The sequence below is a fragment of the Bacteroides sp. K03 genome (assembly GCF_019734355.1).
In the GTDB taxonomy this organism is placed as follows: Bacteria; Bacteroidota; Bacteroidia; order Bacteroidales; family Bacteroidaceae; genus Bacteroides; species Bacteroides nordii.
In genome coordinates, this window is the sequence record NZ_JAASHC010000020.1 from 44,557 (window position 1) to 63,701 (window position 19,145).

Below are 19,145 nucleotides of genomic sequence, written 5' to 3' on the forward strand. Positions count from 1 at the left end.
AGGAAGCTGCTCGGCTCCGGGGAGGAAAACGAGCTATACAATTACTGATTATCAGCACATTACAAACACATCATTTAGCATTCCGAGACGCACATAGATGGTAATATTATACTACATTCACTCAATCATCGCCTGACGCACCTCCCCATGCGGGAAGCACATCATTGCTGAAAAGTGATAGGTTCCTGCCTCCAATGCGAAAGTAACCGTATCCTTTTTCTGAGACTCTAAACGTACTCCCTTTGCCTCTTTCCATCCGATACTTCCTTCTTTAACAGAATCAAGACGGACATTCGGCAGCTTCAAAAGAGCTGTGGTATTGGCAGGTATCACCACTTCGATATCCAGTTCATTCTCCCGTACTGTCCAGTTGGAAACGATGGTACCATACATAGAGTTGTAGTGTGAGCGTACCTGTTTCGGTCCTTTTTCATTAATCCAGGGGGCTATGACGAACTCCCTGAATCCTGCTTCCGGACGCTGAATACCACCCAATGCCTCAATAAACCAGGTGCCAATATACAGATAAGAACTATGCAAGGCAGACCCTCTGCATTCCCAATCTTCAAAGAAAGTGCCGTTCCCTTTTTTAAGCATATCTCCCCAACCCGGGAAATCTTCTTTGGTAACCATCTCGCAGATCAAGTCGTTCCGATGATTGTCCAGTAAAGTATGGAACAGGAAAGAACCTGCCGTAATACCTCCCCAGAAATGTCCTTTACGATTGATGCGTATCTCCTGCTCAAGATGTTTCCAAACCTTTGCTTTCAGATGCTCAGGAGGCAAATCCACCATCAGGGCGATAGCCAGATAAGAAGGATATCCATTCACATAGCTGTTGTCACGTGAGTTGAAGAAAGTAGTATGCACGGCTTTGCGCACTTCCGCCGCTCTTTTACGCCAGGCAGTAGCCGCCGTTTCATTTCCCAATACATCCGCGATGCGGGCAGCCGTCTCTAAGCTGTAAATCCAGTGGCAGTTGTTAAAGAACAATGTCTCCCGGGTATCCCCCAAGGCTTTTCCCTGTTTCTCCATAGCCGAGCGTTCTGTCCAGGCATCCGGCCAAAGCCAGTCTCCTAAGAAGCTCCACTTGCTTCCCCAGCGAACCAGCATGTTGTCTTTGGATTTTGTTTCCACAAAATCGAGCCAGCGCTGAATAGTAGAAAAGCTCTCTGACAAAACACGCACATCGCCATATTGCCGGTACATCTCCCAGGGAAGGGTTATACAGAATCCGCTCCATGAAGGGCCGCCGCCACCGATATAGGTTGGAGCCGTATGCGGAACACTACCGTCTTCTGCCTGCACATCCCGCCAGTCTTCCATCCACTTTGTATAGAAAGCGGCCAACTGATAATTGTCCATGCCGGCACGCGTGGTAGCCAATGCATCGCCACCATATCCGCGGCGCTCCCGATGCGGGCAGTCTACAACAAAATTACCTAAGCTCAGATTCTCAAAAGTCCACAGTGTGGTGCGATAAAGATCGTTCAACAGAGGCATATCACACTCAAAGCCGGATGCCTGCCGGTAATCGGGACGAATCATCCATCCACGGATCTGCTCTAATTTCGGTGCAGAGCGCAAACCGGTGATCTGAACCCAGCGTCCGGTCATATAATTAAAGCGATTGCAGAAAGTACCCTTCCCACCGGGGCCTACTTTATAAATGCTATGTATACCGTAACTGCAAACGTCTTTCTCTCTTTCCGAGAACCGGAACACGATTGAATCTCCCGGCTGTCCGGTAAGCTGCATTTCAAACCAGCCGGCATAATTAATGCCCATATCCACCCGGTACACTCCCGGTTTCACCTCCTTGACAGAAAGCGGTCTGATCTCTTCCATCAGCCGATTGGGCTGTGTCTTATCGGCAGATACAACAATCTGTGGCTGGTATACCTTTACTCCTGCCCAGGCTGAATCATCAAAATCCGTTTCATTCCATCCTTCTATCTCTAAAGAAGCATCCTGAAACTCACCTGCAAAATGATGTGCATCCCAGTATCCCATCAAGGTATTGGAGCTTGCGTGGGTCTTCCAACTGTCATCTGTCACCACCCGGAGTTTCCGGCCGGAGGATAAAGTAATTTCCGCCTGTGCCAATGCCATCGGGATAGCCGGCCGGCCTTCCTGCTGATAAGCGGGGAATATGGACCAGGAAGTGCCTAACCACAAAGCAAGCACATTCTCCCCGGCTTTCAGATAAGGAGCGATATCATAGGTCATGAATCGGGCACGCGACTTATGATCCGTCACAGAAGGAGAAAGCACGGCATCCCCTATCTTCTCCCCATTCACATACAACTCATGGTAGCCAATGGAGGCTACATATATCAGTGCCTCCTGCGGAGCTTCAGTCAGCGTAAAACGCTTACGGAACCATGGATCGGGCATCTTATTGTCTACCGGCCGGCCAGCTACACTCTGAGACTCCATTTCGGCACTACCTATCCACCGGGCTTTCCAGTCATCGGCAAACAAGCCCATCTGCCAGGTAGCAGGCTCACTCCACGATGTCCAATTGCCTTGTTCATCGACTAAACGAACTTTCCAGAAACACTTTTGACCGGTAGCGAGCGGTTTTCCGTCATACACAATATTCACCGATTCTCCTGAATCCACCCGTCCGCTATCCCACAAGTCGCCCTGATTCTTATCGAGCAGTGCCCGGCTGCTTGCTACCAGAATCTGATAAGCAGTCTGTTTTTGTCCGCGTGTTGTAAGGGTAGTTCCCATTTTCCAGCTCAAACGCGGGCGGGGAACATCCAACCCTAACGGATTCTTCAGATATTCGCATTGTAAATCGGCAGGTTCCACCCAGGCAATATCTACCGTAGCAGTACTTCCTGTAGTTGCTCCGTCCGGAAAGGCTATCGTCACCTCTCTCCCATTAAGCATGATATGAACGTCCTTTTGGCTATGAAGCGGATCGGCCACCCATATTTTAAATCCGTCCTCTACCTTCTCTATATAGACGATGGATTTCTTATCGGCACCTACCGTCAGTCCGTCACCCATATCTACGGTTCCCGGAGTATAGAATACAATGGCATACGCCTGTGCCTTTGCCAATTTCACAGCCTGGATATCAGCCGTGTTTTTAATGATTCGATAAGTGTGATCCGTAACAAATCTCTCAAAATCGGCAAGCGACTGATCGGGTACCACCATGTAGGCATACGTTGCATCCGTAGCCTTTCTGCCATGATTTATCCACAGGTTAAAAATATCGGCTGAGAGTACACGCTTGTCTCCGTCAATATTAATATCTCTCCATGAGCCCGTCTGCGTTTTACTACTGACACCAACATTCCCACCCATAGGGAAAAGATATCCTACCCTGTCATGGTATACCCATAGCGGATTCTCAACCCATGCATCTTTTTTGTAAGAAGCCGAACCTGCGGCAGTACCAGCGGTCAACTCTCCTGAAAAGTAACATTGGTTCACGGTAGTAACTGCCTCTTCCGGAGAATCGGAGGTAATGCCTGCTCCTAAGCAAAGTAACACATCGTCCAGAAAAAAGTATGCCTTCCTGGCCTGCAATCCCCGATAGTCATGCTCATAAGCAATCAGTCCGTTCCTGCCGGAACTAACCCCACCAGCAAAGGCATTCGTACCGTAAAAATACCCTGCAAGCCGCGCCGAATCGGGGTGCTGGACTGCCGTAGTGCCGGGTATCCGGGTCCAGTTCCAAAGTGGAAATATATTCTTATACTCCTCTCCGGAGGTCAATATATTGGTAGCACCTAAGGGCAGGTTGTATCCTTTCATATTCTCATTATTGAGCATTTCCGTTCCGTTGGTACGGGTAGAAAGTACTTTTGCCGACAGATAATAATTGGCACCGTGCTGCGTCATGATATCCGACTTCCAGAAGTACTTGTTTCCGGGAACCGGAAACGGTGCACCTCCTAAATGTTCTATCCATGCCTGGTATTCGGCTGCATGCTCCGGGTCGTTCTGTATCATACGGCTCAATGTTGTGGCAGAAACATTGTTAACCCCACCTTTACGAGTGATGTTGCGGCCGGTTGCCCCAAATTCAAACGTACTTCTATACCCAAAGAGACGCTGCCCGTTCAAAAGAACATCCGAAAGGATCTGTCTTTTTTCCGGAGTAAAATAAGCAGCAAAAGCAGTACCATTCACCAGATGAATGTAATAAACCAGGTCATCCATGAACGACAGTCCATACCCTCCCGAATAGAGTTGCGGACGATGCTGATGGAAACTACCGTCTATCTTAATACCTTCATCCCCTTGCCGGGGCACAATCTTAATAGTGGAAGCAATGGATTCAAATCCAATCCGCACCAGTTCCATATTGTTCTCAATGCATCCTTTGTGGATGGTTACATCCGAAACCCAGGTACGGTTCTTTCCTTTATGCCCCTGGTTACCCGTGCGATCTTCCAGATAAGCGGAGTATTGCAACAACTTCTTCTCACTGATTTTATCTTTCAGCAGAATCAATGCCACCATATAGTCCTGGGGAGCCCCTATATCGATAAACCACCAGTTTTTAGACTTCGGCTGCATCCGGTTCCAGTACTCAAACCCCAATTGTATTTTGTTGAGCAGTTTCTTCGAGTTATAATATTTGTTCCCCGGCTTGCGGTAGGCATGAGCCATGGCTTTCAGACGCTTCAGATGCGTTCCTGCCGGGAAACCGGCAAATACAGTGACATAATCAATCTTCGGAAAACTACCATCCGATTGCATAGACTCCATAAAGCGGCCTATTGCCTCCTCATCGACCTCTCCTTCCAGATGCGAAGCAATCAGCCGCCGGGTCAGTTCGTCCAGTTCTTTTTGTGCATTGACATCTCCTCCCGCAAATGCGAAGGAGGAGAAGAGCAATCCTACGAAAGAAAATAGTACTAATAATCTTCTCATAGCAGCCTCTTTATTTACTCAGGTATTTACCATCCGCCACAATGTCACAACTCCGTACTGTCCTTATGAATTTAGAATCCGCCGGGGCTGCACCCTTGCACTGATTGAACTCAGCCCCTACTACATCGTCTAAGAAGAAGAGTGGACGTGCATCCGGCTGTTTGGCACAGAATCGTACATTATTAAACCGTACATTCCGGGCATGGCGTACATAGAATCCGGCTGCTGGAAGTGTGTTGCCAAACATTCTGTTTTCCGGATAACTGCTAACCTCCTCGGGAACGGGAGACATTAACATCTCCGTTGTTCCACCACCGGGATAACTCACCTGTACATTATTAATAGATACGTTTTCTACAAAAGAATTCTCAACACCGGTTATCGAACAAGCTATCAAGCTCTCGGCAGTAGCTACAATATCACTGATATTGATGTTCTTCAACACTCCGCCTTCTTTTCTGAAAGTACGGTGCCGGTCGCCTAAACGGATAAAAACAGGTGTCTGTACATCTCTCATAGAAATATTAGACACAGTGATGCCATCAATAATTCCTCCATCTACCATTTCAATGGCAACTCCTGAAATCACAGTAACCTCCGCAGAAATATGTTCCAATTGTTTGCTCCAATGACGTATGTTGTCTTCGGCAGCCCGGCGAACCACACAATTGGAGACAGCTATATTACGATATCCTCCGTGAGAAGCCGTACCAAACTTGATAGCATTACAATTACTTGCCGTCACACAATTAGTCACCGTTATATTTTCGCAAAACTCGGGATGATCACTTTTAAAGCAAATGGCATCGTCTTCCACATCAATGTAGCAATCGGATATTGTTGCATTCTTTGCATCAATATCGAGTCCGTCATTGTTATAATTGCAATGGCTGAATACCTTCAGTCCACGGATAGTTACATCTTCACATCGCTCATAGTGCTGTACCCAATAAGCAGAATTGCGTAACGTAAGATCCGTCACAACAATCCCCTGGCACTCCACTAAATAAATAAGTTTGGGACGTTTTGGCCCCCCGTCTCCATCATTGCCGAACTGGAACGTTTCACTTCCTCCCTGTCCGTCTATGGTTCCGAAACCGGTAAGCGAGATATTCTTTTGCCCACGTGCAAACAGTAATCCTGAGGACTGATTCATAGAACCCTCTTCATAGGGGAAGGCATGATCGTAATCCGCCAGGCGTGTACTACCCAAAAACAATGCACCAAAGTCAAAATGCAGATTCACATTCGATTTGAGTTCAATAGGACGTATCAGATAAGTTCCGGAAGGGATAAGGACAGTACCGCCACCTTTTGCGGAACACTCATCCACCGCTTTTTGTATAACCATCGTATTATCCGTAACACCATCTCCTTTGGCACCACGTTTTGTTATATCAATCGTCACCGCAAAAAGGGTAGACGAAAACAGCAAAGAGGCTGTCAGTAGTATTGTCTTACATTTGTTTATCATGACAAGTATCTTATTTATTGGTTAATGACTTGTATCGGCACAGAGCTTCTACATAATAATAGTCAGCATAAGTCAAAGGTGCATCTACCTCCGTGCCTGCGGGCATATTGCCTACAGAATGCTTCAGGATAAATCCGCCATTCGTACCCACTTCTGCTGTATATTCGGGTGAAGATAACACCTGTAGTATCTTCTCGGCCGCTTTAAAATATTTATCTCCCTGTTTCTCCGGCAAATACTGAGACAGTTCGAGCAATCCCGCACAGTTGATGGCAGCTGCCGAAGCATCTCTCAATGCATCCGGTATACCGGGCGCATTATAATCCCAATAAGGAATCAGGTCTTTCGGCATATTAGGATGATTCAGTACAAATTCGGCTATCTTGACTGCCTGATCGAGGTATTTAGGGTCCTTCGTAAAGCGATACATCATTGTATATCCATACAATCCCCAAGCCTGTCCACGCGCCCATGCTGATTGTTCCGAAGCACCCTGCCCTCCCTGGTAATTCTGGATACCACCGGTTTTCGGATCGTAATTAATACCGTGGTAAAGACTATTATCGGCCCTGAAGTGATTCTTCAAAGTAGTATCGGCATGTTTCACCGCTATATCATGGAATGTATTGTCCCCCGTAGCTTCGGCAGCCCAGAACAGCAGTTCCAGGTTCATCATGTTATCAATAATAACCACATAATCGTTCGGCTTACGATTGTGAGATTTGATACATCCCACTACGGGACTAAACCGGGAAATTAACGAACGGGCACTATTGACCATAATGTCTTTATACCCTGATTTTGGTGCTATACGGTCGGCATTGCCATAACTGCAATACATCATAAAACCAATATCATGCGTGCTTACATTATATTGTTCGGGCTCCAATAACTTCAACATGCGTTCTCCTTCTGCACACAACTCTTTGTTGCCGGTTGCTTCATACAGATAAAACAGAGTGCCCGGATAGAAACCGCTGCACCACCATTTGGACGAACTGTTCTCCGGTTTCTGTTTCTTTGTATCGTATGTTTTCGGAAACAGATCCGTCCCTTTCAATTCATCTCTCATAAACAGGTATTGACGTCCTGCATTCTCCAAAGCTTTGTCCACATCCACTTTTCCTTTAGGAGTGGCAGCCCACAAATTCCCAACGGACAAAAAGCAGGCCATAACAGCTCCAAATACGATTATTGATATTCTCATGGTTTATTCTGTTAGTTCTTAGTAGTTTATAAAATACAAAAGTACAATTTATTACCGGCTGGCATGATAAGTCTGTATCAGTTGCAGGTTTCGAATATATTTATTCACATCGGTTATATTCATTTCTTCCAAGCTGTAAGCCGGAACGTTGCGATCATACATATAGATATTCTCCAATATAATATTCTTCAACGGATGCTTTGCATCGTACCCTTTAATGATAGAAGGGGTATTGCCTTTGTCACGTACCCGAACATTACGGATCACAATATCTTCCACCGTCTCAGGGGCTTGCAGATAAATTTCCAGCCAACGGCTATTGTTCTTATCTCTGGGCCAGAAGCCCTCGATATCAATATTATCAAATAGAACGTTACGGGCTATCCCTTTCCCCCACTTATGATTGACAGCGATGGCACGCATACTCTTATAAGAGGTGGAGTTCACAAAACGCAGGTTCGTCTGATCCTGCTCCACACCGAATCCAAGTTTAAACGTAGCACAGCGGCTCCATCCCAGGCAGTCATCAAAAGTTACATCATCAAGCGGTTCGGGATCACCATACCACTTATCAGCAATATCAGTAGTGTGGGTCCACGTCTTAGTAGAATAAGTATCATCTTCTGCAATGGCAATGGTATGTCTCACCAGCACATGCTGGCATTCCTGAATGTCGATTGAATCATCTTCATGATCCTTGTCGTTCTCATTATAATGCTTGGTATTTTGCAACAATACATGATCACAACGAGTAGGGATAACACCCCATAAACCACTGTCGATAAAGGTAATACCATCCACCGTAAAACCACTGCACTGCATAGGCATCAATAGGTTATTCAGGTACTTATGCTGGTTACGCATGTAAGAGCCATTACCATCAATCGTACCACGGCCGTATATCTTTATATTAGAGGTGTTCTCGTCCGTATAGATAAACCAGGTGCCGTCCATCTGCAACGATTCTTTCCGGTAATGGGTGATATAGTCCTTCGGGTTTCCCGTCCCCCGAATGACGGCTCCCCCTTCCATATAGATATGTACATTGCTACGCAAAATCAAATTACCGCAATAATACAAACCGGCCGGCACATATACAATTCCACCGCCGTTGCTGCATGCATCGTCAATGGCAGTCTGAATAGCAACCGTACTTGGTTTCTTTCCTTTCTTATCTGCCTTGTACGGTTTGGAAAGAATGTTATAAATCCCCTCCCCTTCGCTATCGGGTACCTCGGTTTCCAGATTGTCTCCTGCAATGGCCAGTTCCTTCAGATTATTGATCTTCACAATCAGATAACGGGAACCTTCTATATCAAACGACAGTTTATTACCATCCACCGTAGCTTTCAGCCCTAACGAAAGCGGAGTAATCGTATAATTCGTGATTTCCTCGTTCACCGTGATAGTAACCGTTTGTCTGCCCGAAAACGAAAAGTGAGTAAAATCATAAATAGGAGTAAACGCCTGTACCGGAACCTCCGTCTCCCCGACACGAAGCGTATGCTGCTCACCCTGCTGATAGCAGGAGGCCAACGGATAAGTAACTACCTGCGTGGCTTCTGCCGCACGGAGCATCGTACTACCTATCATTAGTACACATAATAAAATAATTCTAACCATAGTTCTTAATAATCTTTTTACCTTAATACATTTCAGAGAAAGAAACCACCTTCAAATTTGCAGCAAACGGAGAAGATGCTAAAGAGGTGTTTACCCTCACTTTCACCGCTTCACCCGGCAGCAAATCCATATAGTTATCCGATACAAAATTGTCTGTGTCTCCTTCTATTGATACAAAAACCCCACGGGCAAAGACGTCACTGCTTAAAATAACCTCATATCCTCCCTCAACCGGGATGATCTCTTTCTTTATCCGGGCTTCCGGGTAACGCATGTCTTTCTGTTTCGCCAGAAAACAGTTGTTGGTATATTCTCTTCCGCCCTTGTCTTTGTAATTCACATTCACAACAACGTCTGTTCTCGAAAGTCCCCCAAGCAGTTCATCTATATCTCCCGTCCATATAGGCGTACTCGTATTGGCAGGCACATTCACCTTCTTCACTACTTGTTTCACCGTACCTCCGGTCAGTTTTAAAACACGGACGGTCAATGTTCCGGAAGTTTGTTTCAGGCGGTCGGATACGGCATAAACTTCTAATAACCCTTTCGACTTTTCTATCGGAGACACCAATATATCGTCAAATGACTTTACTGTAAAGTAATGCTGTGCCTTCCAGCGTCCGTAATAGTCACGGCTCGACCATGAAGCCACCGGCCAGCAATCATTGTGTTGCCATACCAATGATCCCATGCAATAAGGCATATCCCGCCGGTGTGCTTCCATTGCCATCTTCATAGCATCCGCCTGAAGCAGCTGGCTCATATAGGTGAATGCCCGGAAATCTTTCGGCTTACGGTATTCAGTCAGCAGAAAGTCGTTGATCCGCTTATTGGCAGCTGTTCCTCCGCGCTGGTGGGCCATCATCACTTCGGATGTAAGTTCCCAATCTCCGGCATGAGGTGCATAGCGTTTGATCGATTCAAACTCCGGGAACGACTGGAAACCGTATTCACTGAAAAAGCGACTCCGCTCTTTGTTAAACTCCGACAAGGGCTTAAACCCCTGCCACACTTCCCAATAATGCATATCACCCACCGTATGGTTACGAGTCCCCTTATCATCCGAATAGGGAGAAGACTTCCGGTAACATGCTCCCGGATGATATTCTTCGACTACCTGAGGAAGTGTCACAAAATACTGGTCTTTAAACTGTTTCCATATAAGTTCCGAATAGGCAGGATTCTGCCGGTCATAAGTCGGCTTCCAGTTCCAGTTGAACCAGGCATCCAGGCATTCGTTATTTCCACACCACAAAGCAATACATGCATGATTGCGCAGGCGGCGTACATTGTCAATCGCTTCCCTGCGAATATTCTCCAGTAAGTCGCCTTCTGCCGGAAACATGCTGCAAGCAAACATGAAATCCTGCCATACGAGAATGCCCTGCTCATCACATAGTTCGTAAAAGAGGTCGTTCTCATAAATACCCCCACCCCATACGCGAAGCATATTCATATTGGCAGCCACCGCATCACGGATTGTCTTGTCATAAATAGAATCCGTAACCCGGGGCAGAAAGTTATCACAAGGAATATAATTGGAGCCTTTGGCAAAAAGAGGTTTCCCGTTGAGTTCGAAATAGAAACTCTCTCCGTATTGATCGGGGGCAGTAATTACTTTCAACGAACGAATTCCCAGTTTCTGCTCTTTTACATCGACCTCCGTCCCGTTCAGATCCAGGGTCACAGCCATATCATACAGGAAAGGTTCTCCAAGCCCGTTTGTCCACCATAGTTTAGGTTTCTTCATGGTAAACGATACAGGCACTTTATTCAAACCTTTGGTCAGATGCACAGACTTACGGTTTTCCGTGCGATGATCCGTGCAGTTCACCACTTTCAGTTCTGCCGTCACCTCTTTATCTGCCAGCAGTTCTACCACTACATCAATAGATGCTTCGCGCTCCGTGACCGCCTTCTGATTGTAAAACACATCATTGATACGGGCATCGTTCCAGGCTTCAAGAGTAACCGGACGCCAAATGCCCGAAGTAACCAGGCGCGGCCCCCAATCCCAACCAAAATGATAACCGGCTTTGCGTACAAACACCCCTACTTTACGATCAAACAGTCCTCCATTCTCCGATTGGTCATTAGAACTACGATACTGGAATGGAACCGCCTCCCATTTAGGCATCGCTATCTTGATGGGTGAATGCAGGTACACTTCCAGTTGGTTGTCTTTCAATTTCAAAAGAGACCTGACATCTGCCTGCCACTCCCTGAACATATTGTCGGCAGAAAGAATCTTCTTTCCATTCAAAGTAACATCCGCATAGGTATCCAATCCGTCGAAACGTAAGATAATATTCTCTTTCGAAAGAAGTTCCGGACTCACATCAAAAGTGGTACGATACATCCAGTCTTCTTTGTCCACCCATTGTACGCCCCGTTCGTTCAAACGATAAAACGGATCCTCAATCAGTCCGTTGTTCAACAAATCGGTATGAACAACTCCCGGGACAGTAGCCGGATACCAGTTTGTACCCCTTGCCTGACGGAAACTCCACCCCTCGTGTAAAAATTGTTGCAAGGGGCGGGCATCCATCACTGAAAACTGAATCGCAACCAATAGTAACGTTATGATTCTATTTATTTTCATCCGGTAATTTATCTCTTCAGGTTAAACTGCTTTCTATCTACATTCCACCCTTTAACAACCAATACCGGCGCATTCTGCAGATTCTTATCGGCAGTCTCTATCGTTACAGATTTACTTTCACCCGGCATGAGTGAAAAGAAATTGTCTGTATAGAATGACGGGCGAACCGGGCGGAGTTCCTGATCCAGAAATTGCAACTGATTGAAGAAAGCAATGGAATTGGAAGTATTCTTCAAAGTGATATCCACGAAATACTTATCCTCCGTCTTTCTTACTTTATAAGAGGTATTAAGCTTTGCCTGTTTCAGCTTAGCTAAATCTTCAAAACCGGAAGAAGTAGGACCGGTCAATGTTTCCTTACCTTCGTATTTGTCGTTGGAACGCCAGTAGAAGTTAGAAGAGACTTCTTTTCCCTTTTCATCTTTCAGCCTGAGCTTAATAAAATGCACTTGTGAGATATCCTCCGGGAAACGAATTGTCAATGCATCATTCACAACTCCGTCTGACGGTAAGTTCACCTTAGCAGACTCTTCAAATACTTTCTTACTGTTTATATCATACACCTGTGCCACTACTGTATAACCCTCAAAAGGCTTATAATAGTCATTGACTACAGATACCGTATTCTTGAGGTAATCAAACTGTGCATGCAACGGTTCAAGTGCATTTGCCGTATGATAAAGAGATGCAGTTGGCTCCAGAGACCAGTCCCACATACGGGCACTGACCTGACGTACGGGACAGTTGTGATACCAGAAAAGCAATCCGGAGCAGAAACGATCTCCATAATCCAGCTTGTTATAGTTCCAGACTTCCCAGATACTCTTTGAGTTCATAGCTCCCACAAACTGACCTTTCTGGGCAAATTCATCAATAGAAGAAGACTCACCGTAGTTATTTACCAAGTCTTTATACATGGTAGACATCAGATGGAAACCATTGCCATCCAGATAATCCCACACCTCTTTATTAATAGGCCACAGATCTTTTTCATCCATCATCTCCCTCAATATCTCTACCGTAGGAAGTGTAGGAGCACCATATTCAGGATTGAAACCATCTACACGGCTACCTCTGGGAGAGGCTGTATTTTCATAATGCTGCATCGGGTTCACCTGCTTATATGGACTTCCGTCATGTACCCCTTCACACTCCGATTGCATCTGATAGCCGCGTGTTCCGTCAAGTTCCATCAGTAATTCGCGTGTACCCGTCACTTCCGAGCTTTCATTGGAAGCCACGTAATAGGCCAGAGCCGGGTGATTGCGGATACGTTTCACAGTTGATTCCACATTACTTAAATAAACTCCTTTATCCTGCGGATGGCGTGTATCTCCCGTCATCCAGAATTCCTGCCAGACGAGTAACCCGAATTCATCACAAAGCTGAAAGAAATAATCAGATTCGGCAATACCGCCGCCCCAAAAACGAATCAGATTTATTCCGGACTGCTTCGTGTAACGCAATTCAGCATAAGTACGTTCATCCGAACCACGAAGCATTGCTTCCGGAATCCAGTTTGTACCACGAATGAAGATACGTTTTCCATTTACATAGAATACGCGTGATTTATCCGGTGTATTCGTATCAGAAGTAATTTCACGGATACCAAACCGCGTTTTAACAGAATCGCAAACCACTCCATCCACAGAAACAGTCATTTTCAGTTCATACAAATTCTGAGGTCCTTTATTGACCGGCCACCATAAACGGGGATTCTGTATACATAACTGAGAAAACTCCTCAGGAGTAAACGTAACCGTTTTGTCCTCACCGCGCAGAATACGAAGCGGCTTCTCTACTATAATATTCTCACCGACAATCTCTCCTCTCACCACACAATCAATCGTATCCGTAGAGTTCAAAGGATTATTCACTTCCACAGAAATCGTCTCGCGTGCTACATCATACCCCGGCTTTTTCAATTCCGATTTAATGAACGGATGACGTAAAGCCACTGTGCCCGTGGTATACAAAGAGATACTCTTCCAGATACCTGTATTCCGATCACGGATACCATCCATAAAGGTAAAGTCCCAACCTACAGTCATCAGCATCGTTGTGTTCAAACCAATGTTTCCGTTACCTCCATTATGGAATTCTCCGACAGCTCCCCAGGGCTTAGACATTGTAGTACCCGGTACATCCACCGGATAGACTTTGACGGCAAGTACATTCTTACCTCCTGTCTTCACAAAATCCGTCACATTTATATAATCGTTTATAAACATACCATTAATGGTACTCAGCAGATTGCCATTCACCCATATTTCTGCCCGGTAGTTGATGCCATCCGGTTGTAACCATATGGTCTTCCCTTTGAAAGACTCGGGAACATCAAACTCCGTACGAAACCAATATGTATAAAATTCACGTCCTACCTTTGATATATCGGGGATTTTATCCGACTCCAGTTTGTTATTTACTCCATAATAAGGTTCGGGATACTTCTCATTGTAAACAAGAGAATTCAATACCGTTCCGGGAACTACAGCAGAAAGCCAGTCACTTGTATTATATCCAAATGACGAAACTTCTCCGGCAGAAGCCTTCACCTCATCCACTTTCTTCATTTTCCAAATATACTCCCCTTGATGGACCTCCTTAGAATCCAACCAAATCCTGTCAGTGTTTCTGGCATAATTTACATTACTCCCTTGTGTTGTGTTAGAGACAGACAGAAATAATAGCAAAAAACATAATAGCTTGTTCATCATACTTGTTACTTAATTTGTTGAAAGCAAATGTAGACAAAGAATAAGGGATACAACATGCCCATTTTAGCCATATATAGATATAAACCGGACATGTACACCAGAAATACACTTTTGGCACATATGCATACTCAAACACTTAGAGCCAGTATAGAAAAAATTGGTTTTTAACTCTTTCAAAAGGCCGCCTGCTATTTTAGTAAAAAATAATCAATTGTCTGTATTCATACTCGCCTAATGTGTATGTTTTTTAGCCCGACACAGTTTTTAAGTCCTCATTTAGCGAAAATTAACCTAAACACACCCATGTCTAATTTCTTATTTTGAAAAACAAGAATTACGATACATCATATATCAGAAAAACAAATTAAAGACAAGCCTCATTTACTGGAATCATCTATAATCAGATTGCAGAAAGCTCATAAACTGAAACGAAAAAAATCAGTTATACATACATTACCCTATTGAGTTCTTTCTAAGCTATCCACCATTTGATTAACATTGTTAACAGAAAAAGCATATACGATTCTTTTAATGAAAAGAGTACGTACTTTTATACCCTAAAAATACGTACTCTTATATACAAAAAGTACGTATTTAACACACCATTAAATACGTACTTTTACAGAATAGACTATTATATCAACTAAATCCTTGTTTTCATTCGCTGCCTGCTAAATAAGTATAGTCAGTCCAGAATTCGTCAATAGCTCCTTCCTGAGGTAGGAAACAACTTCTGTATTTAACCATTCCTCCTTCCGCATATCCTTCAAGAGTCAGGGTATAAGCTGTTCGTTCACTCCATGAAAGTGTTTTTTCATTGCCATTCTCATCCTTATAAACAACCTCCGTATTAACTAATGTTTTATCCCGGATAGCATTTAAAATCATCTCCCATTTTTGAGTATCCTTGTTGAAATAAACAGCTTTGCCACTTTTCTTTGTGTAACTACGTGGGTTCAGAAAACCTATATAGACCTCTCCGTACACCTCACCCGTAATTTCAGCAGGTAACGAATAATGCCCATACTTATCATAAATTACTACTTCAAATACATAAGATGCTTCCTGCAAATTTTCAAGTGTATACTCTAACTCCTTCTGTGAGCGGTCCAAATCAACTTCAACAGACTCAGTCCGGTCTTTCCAATAGATATGCGCCTTTACACCACGCGGGTCATTTTGCATCTGCCAAGTCAGTTTGATACGATTTTTCCCGGAGAAAGCTTTCAAAGAATCGGCCTTGCCAATATATACTATAGGCCCGTTCTTTATAAAATCCGCATATGTGGCATCCATACCGTCACAGCCTACCATACATACTATAATAGCTGTCAGCAATGTATATAATATACCTTTTTTCATATTTATAGTTTTACTAAATTCTAAAATAAAAATCTGTTTCTGCCGGATACTACGGTTCATCAACGCCTACTCCGTAGAAAGTCAACTCCTGTATATATATAAAGCTACTTGCTTCATATTCTCCCCATGAACCATAGATTCCCCAGGTTTCCAGAACACGGAAACGAATATACCGATAAGCCTCTGCTTCTGCCGGTACCTCAAATTCTTCTCCTGCAATAGCTGCTTTGCGATCATCTTCTGTTACAGGATCATTCGGACCGCCTCCTGAAACCTTCTTCGTTTCATAATCACCAATCTTGGTCCATGTTTCATCAAATTCCCCATTCGGATTCGGATTATTACTTCCATACAGTTCGAACAGATGAACATGTCCCTTCACATATGCTTCTACTCCAACAGAAGTATTATCATGGCGTGTATGATAGACAAAACGACTGAACTGATATTTCTTACCCAGATCAATAGTAATATGACGTGGCATGGTTATATTCTTCGAGTGATACATCGGCAAACCAATCGTCCTTCCATCCCAGACACATTCAATTGCATTTCTCTGCTCGGATGCCCATTTATGGCATTCCCACTCATCCGTAGGCAACTTGGCATTTTTAAATAACTTCTTATCGCATTCCACTTCAAGTATAGGAGTAGTAATAAACGAAACGGTATCAGATAAATTCCCCCAACGGTCACGTACATAGAAACCAAATTCAGTTTCTACCGCATCTTGTCCATGTACAGCAAAGTTTCCGGAAGATGCTTCAGTATAATGCATATAGAGTTGCGTCCACTTGCCATCCGGCTGCTTTTTCAAAACTCCGATACTTACTTTGGCTTTCGTCGTATTTTCAAAGTTCACTTTTACCCCTGAGAAGGTTTTATCATACTCCAATGTATGGCAGATTTCCTGAAAGGCCGGAGTTTTAGCATCAATGTCCACAATAACCGGAGCCGAAGCAACTTCGCCATACCCTACCGAATACAATTTAACTTGATGCACACCTCCACGCTGTAATCCTTCAACCACGAGTGAATCAACATAATATGAAGCTCTTGCATCTGCTTCGACACCCGGTTTCATTTCATAAACCGCTTTTACATATTTCAGATTAGGATCATCCGGAAGGGTGTAATAGATAATAGCGCCTCCGTTCTGATTTTTCACTTCTCTGACAGTTACCTGTTGCGGAGCTTCCTTACTTCCCGATGCATAATTCACATCCGCATCACCGTTACAGGCTGCAAATGAGATAATACCGGCAGCCAACACGAATAATTTACTATATTTCATAATCATAGGAATTCTTTTTAATTTGAAATTTCTTCTTATTACCATCCGTAATTCTGCTTCAAGTTCTTATTACGCCAGGTCTCAGCATCTACAATCGGCCAGAAATAATCACGTACAGTAAATGTCTGATTATAAATCAATGTTTCTTTATAATAATCATCCGCCGAATTGTATAATAAATTCCAACCGGTAACAGGTTTATTAAACTCTGTCAATGCTTTTTTCCAACGACGAATATCCCAATAGCGTTGTCCTTCCAGAGCCAATTCAATCAAACGTTCCTGATGAATAATCTCACGTAAACCGGTTTGATCTTTAAACTTCTCCGGATCCGTAGAATGATTGGTCCATGCAGTTTCTACGCCTTCCAGTCCGGCACGTTCACGAACCTTATCAATCCAGGGCAGTACCTCTGTATATGGAGCTTTGATTTCATTCAATGCTTCGGCATACAACAAATAGAGATTAGCCATACGCATAATCGGGAACGGATACTTCTGATAAGTAATATTAGTCTTTGTCAATACAGTTTCATCATGTACCAGTTTTTTAGGCCAGATACCGGACATACACCAAGAAGTTTCAAATGCATTGGCAGCAGGTTCACCGGCACGTGCCTTCAGATAGTTCGATTTAGAAACATCTTTAGTTCCTTGTCCCATCCAGATTCCTCTGTCAAATCCCAAAGAAGCATAATAACGAGGTTCGCGATTCAGGTTGAAGTTAGCTGTCCATTGATCTTTCGCCATATAAGCAGCATTATCGTTTCCTACTTTAGCCGCAGCAAACCGGTTTTCATAATTCCAATCCTTGTCTTCTTCCATCGGTATACCATTTTTGGTATAATACTGCTCGGCTATTTTTAGGGAAACACCCATGTTGCCCGTTGCACCACTTGTATTATTCACAGTCTCAGATGTCCATCCACGTGGCATGCAATGTCCTTGATACTGGAACCAGGAATTGGAATTCTCCCAAATCATTTCACAATTCCATCTCTCATACAATATCTGACGTAACTGCATCACCTGTTTCGCATCATCCGACATATTACTATAGTCGAAATACTCCATCTTAAACAAGTCATATCCCACACCTTTACAGAATTCGATAGCCTGACGGCAAGCCTCTGCCGCATCTTCCCACTTTTTCAGTTTCTCAACTTCTGATTTTTGGGGATTGAAAATCTCAACTCCCCGGTTATCCATGAATCCGAGATAATCCGTATTTCCATTGAATAGCGGACTTGCAGCAGTCATCATTATCTCCGCTTTCATAGCATAGACAACCGCTTTGGATACACGTCCCAATTCTTCGGTCTCATTTTCTATCTTATCGAGCATATACGGATTATCAATGACTTCATCCAACAGACTAATGATATATTCAAAACATTCGTCCAACGTATTACGATATACTTTCGTCTCATCTGTAGGAGCATCTACCGAAATGTTTTCCTTCACCAAAGGAATCGGCCCATACATACGTACCAACCAATAATGATAGTATGCTTTCAAAAATTTCACTTCACAGATCCAACGTTCTTTTTCCGATACATCCATATCAGGCACCTTACCAATATTCTCCAGGAAAATATTACAATCCCTCAAACCACGATACAGATTCTTCCCTTCCTGTGCTCCGTTCCAATAATTAAAATAAGGGTCACTGGAACGTTGCATTCCATGTGAAAGATACCAGGCAGGTTTCACGTTGGAATTATCACGATGATAAGTTGTGAAAACAAATTCATCACCACCCAAAAATCCCGGATCACTTTTAGAGCCATGGGCCGGCATGTAGTTATAGCAAGTAAAGAGATATTTCTCCGCTTCGGTGCGCATTGTAAAAGCATTGTCTATTGTAGCAATATTATCGGGTACAATATCCAGATAATTATTACAAGATCCCAATGACAGCGATGCTGCTAATAATAATATATTTAGCTTTTTCATTGTATCATT

9 protein-coding genes are annotated in these 19,145 nt (G+C 43.9%); all 9 read right to left on the bottom strand.

Annotated elements, in window-relative coordinates; all coding sequences use genetic code 11:
- Nucleotides 1-117: 117 nt before the first annotated feature.
- The 9 genes from HCG69_RS14060 to HCG69_RS14100 all read right to left on the bottom strand — a co-directional run bounded on the left by HCG69_RS14060 (nt 118) and on the right by HCG69_RS14100 (nt 19,136).
- Nucleotides 118-4,902, bottom strand: a complete 4,785-nt coding sequence (locus HCG69_RS14060) for a family 78 glycoside hydrolase catalytic domain (protein WP_221650553.1) — start codon at nt 4,900-4,902, stop codon at nt 118-120.
- A gap of 10 nt (nt 4,903-4,912) precedes the next feature.
- Nucleotides 4,913-6,376: a glycoside hydrolase family 28 protein gene (locus HCG69_RS14065; protein WP_221650554.1), complete on the bottom strand. Its 1,464-nt coding sequence runs from the start codon at nt 6,374-6,376 to the stop codon at nt 4,913-4,915.
- 10 nt (nt 6,377-6,386) lie between these two features.
- On the bottom strand, nt 6,387-7,550 hold the full coding sequence (locus HCG69_RS14070; protein ID WP_370634152.1) for a glycoside hydrolase family 88 protein: 1,164 nt from the start codon (nt 7,548-7,550) through the stop codon (nt 6,387-6,389).
- 84 nt (nt 7,551-7,634) lie between these two features.
- Nucleotides 7,635-9,206 (bottom strand): glycoside hydrolase family 28 protein, encoded by a 1,572-nt coding sequence (locus HCG69_RS14075; protein WP_221650556.1) that lies wholly within the window; start codon nt 9,204-9,206, stop codon nt 7,635-7,637.
- Between the two features lie 22 nt (nt 9,207-9,228).
- Entirely contained in the window at nt 9,229-11,808 is a 2,580-nt protein-coding gene (locus HCG69_RS14080) for a glycoside hydrolase family 2 protein (protein ID WP_221650557.1), read from the bottom strand.
- Between the two features lie 8 nt (nt 11,809-11,816).
- Nucleotides 11,817-14,522: a sugar-binding domain-containing protein gene (locus HCG69_RS14085; RefSeq protein ID WP_221650573.1), complete on the bottom strand. Its 2,706-nt coding sequence runs from the start codon at nt 14,520-14,522 to the stop codon at nt 11,817-11,819.
- 660 nt (nt 14,523-15,182) lie between these two features.
- Nucleotides 15,183-15,887: a DUF4998 domain-containing protein gene (locus tag HCG69_RS14090; RefSeq protein WP_221650558.1), complete on the bottom strand. Its 705-nt coding sequence runs from the start codon at nt 15,885-15,887 to the stop codon at nt 15,183-15,185.
- A gap of 49 nt (nt 15,888-15,936) precedes the next feature.
- Complete coding sequence (locus HCG69_RS14095; RefSeq protein ID WP_255586023.1) at nt 15,937-17,181, bottom strand: DUF5000 domain-containing lipoprotein; 1,245 nt, start codon at nt 17,179-17,181, stop codon at nt 15,937-15,939.
- Nucleotides 17,182-17,219: 38 nt separating this feature from the next.
- The gene (locus tag HCG69_RS14100; RefSeq protein WP_221650560.1) at nt 17,220-19,136 is read right to left on the bottom strand and encodes a RagB/SusD family nutrient uptake outer membrane protein; all 1,917 of its coding nucleotides are present in this window, start codon (nt 19,134-19,136) and stop codon (nt 17,220-17,222) included.
- Nucleotides 19,137-19,145 lie beyond the last annotated feature (9 nt).

Coding starts and splice junctions, on each gene's coding strand:
- HCG69_RS14065 (WP_221650554.1), bottom strand. CDS start 6,376: ATGATAAACAAATGTAAGACAATACTACTGACAGCCTCTTTGCTGTTT.
- HCG69_RS14100 (WP_221650560.1), bottom strand. CDS start 19,136: ATGAAAAAGCTAAATATATTATTATTAGCAGCATCGCTGTCATTGGGA.
- HCG69_RS14085 (WP_221650573.1), bottom strand. CDS start 14,522: ATGAACAAGCTATTATGTTTTTTGCTATTATTTCTGTCTGTCTCTAAC.
- HCG69_RS14075 (WP_221650556.1), bottom strand. CDS start 9,206: ATGGTTAGAATTATTTTATTATGTGTACTAATGATAGGTAGTACGATG.
- HCG69_RS14070 (WP_370634152.1), bottom strand. CDS start 7,550: ATGGCCTGCTTTTTGTCCGTTGGGAATTTGTGGGCTGCCACTCCTAAA.
- HCG69_RS14060 (WP_221650553.1), bottom strand. CDS start 4,902: ATGAGAAGATTATTAGTACTATTTTCTTTCGTAGGATTGCTCTTCTCC.
- HCG69_RS14080 (WP_221650557.1), bottom strand. CDS start 11,808: ATGAAAATAAATAGAATCATAACGTTACTATTGGTTGCGATTCAGTTT.
- HCG69_RS14095 (WP_255586023.1), bottom strand. CDS start 17,181: ATGAAATATAGTAAATTATTCGTGTTGGCTGCCGGTATTATCTCATTT.
- HCG69_RS14090 (WP_221650558.1), bottom strand. CDS start 15,887: ATGAAAAAAGGTATATTATATACATTGCTGACAGCTATTATAGTATGT.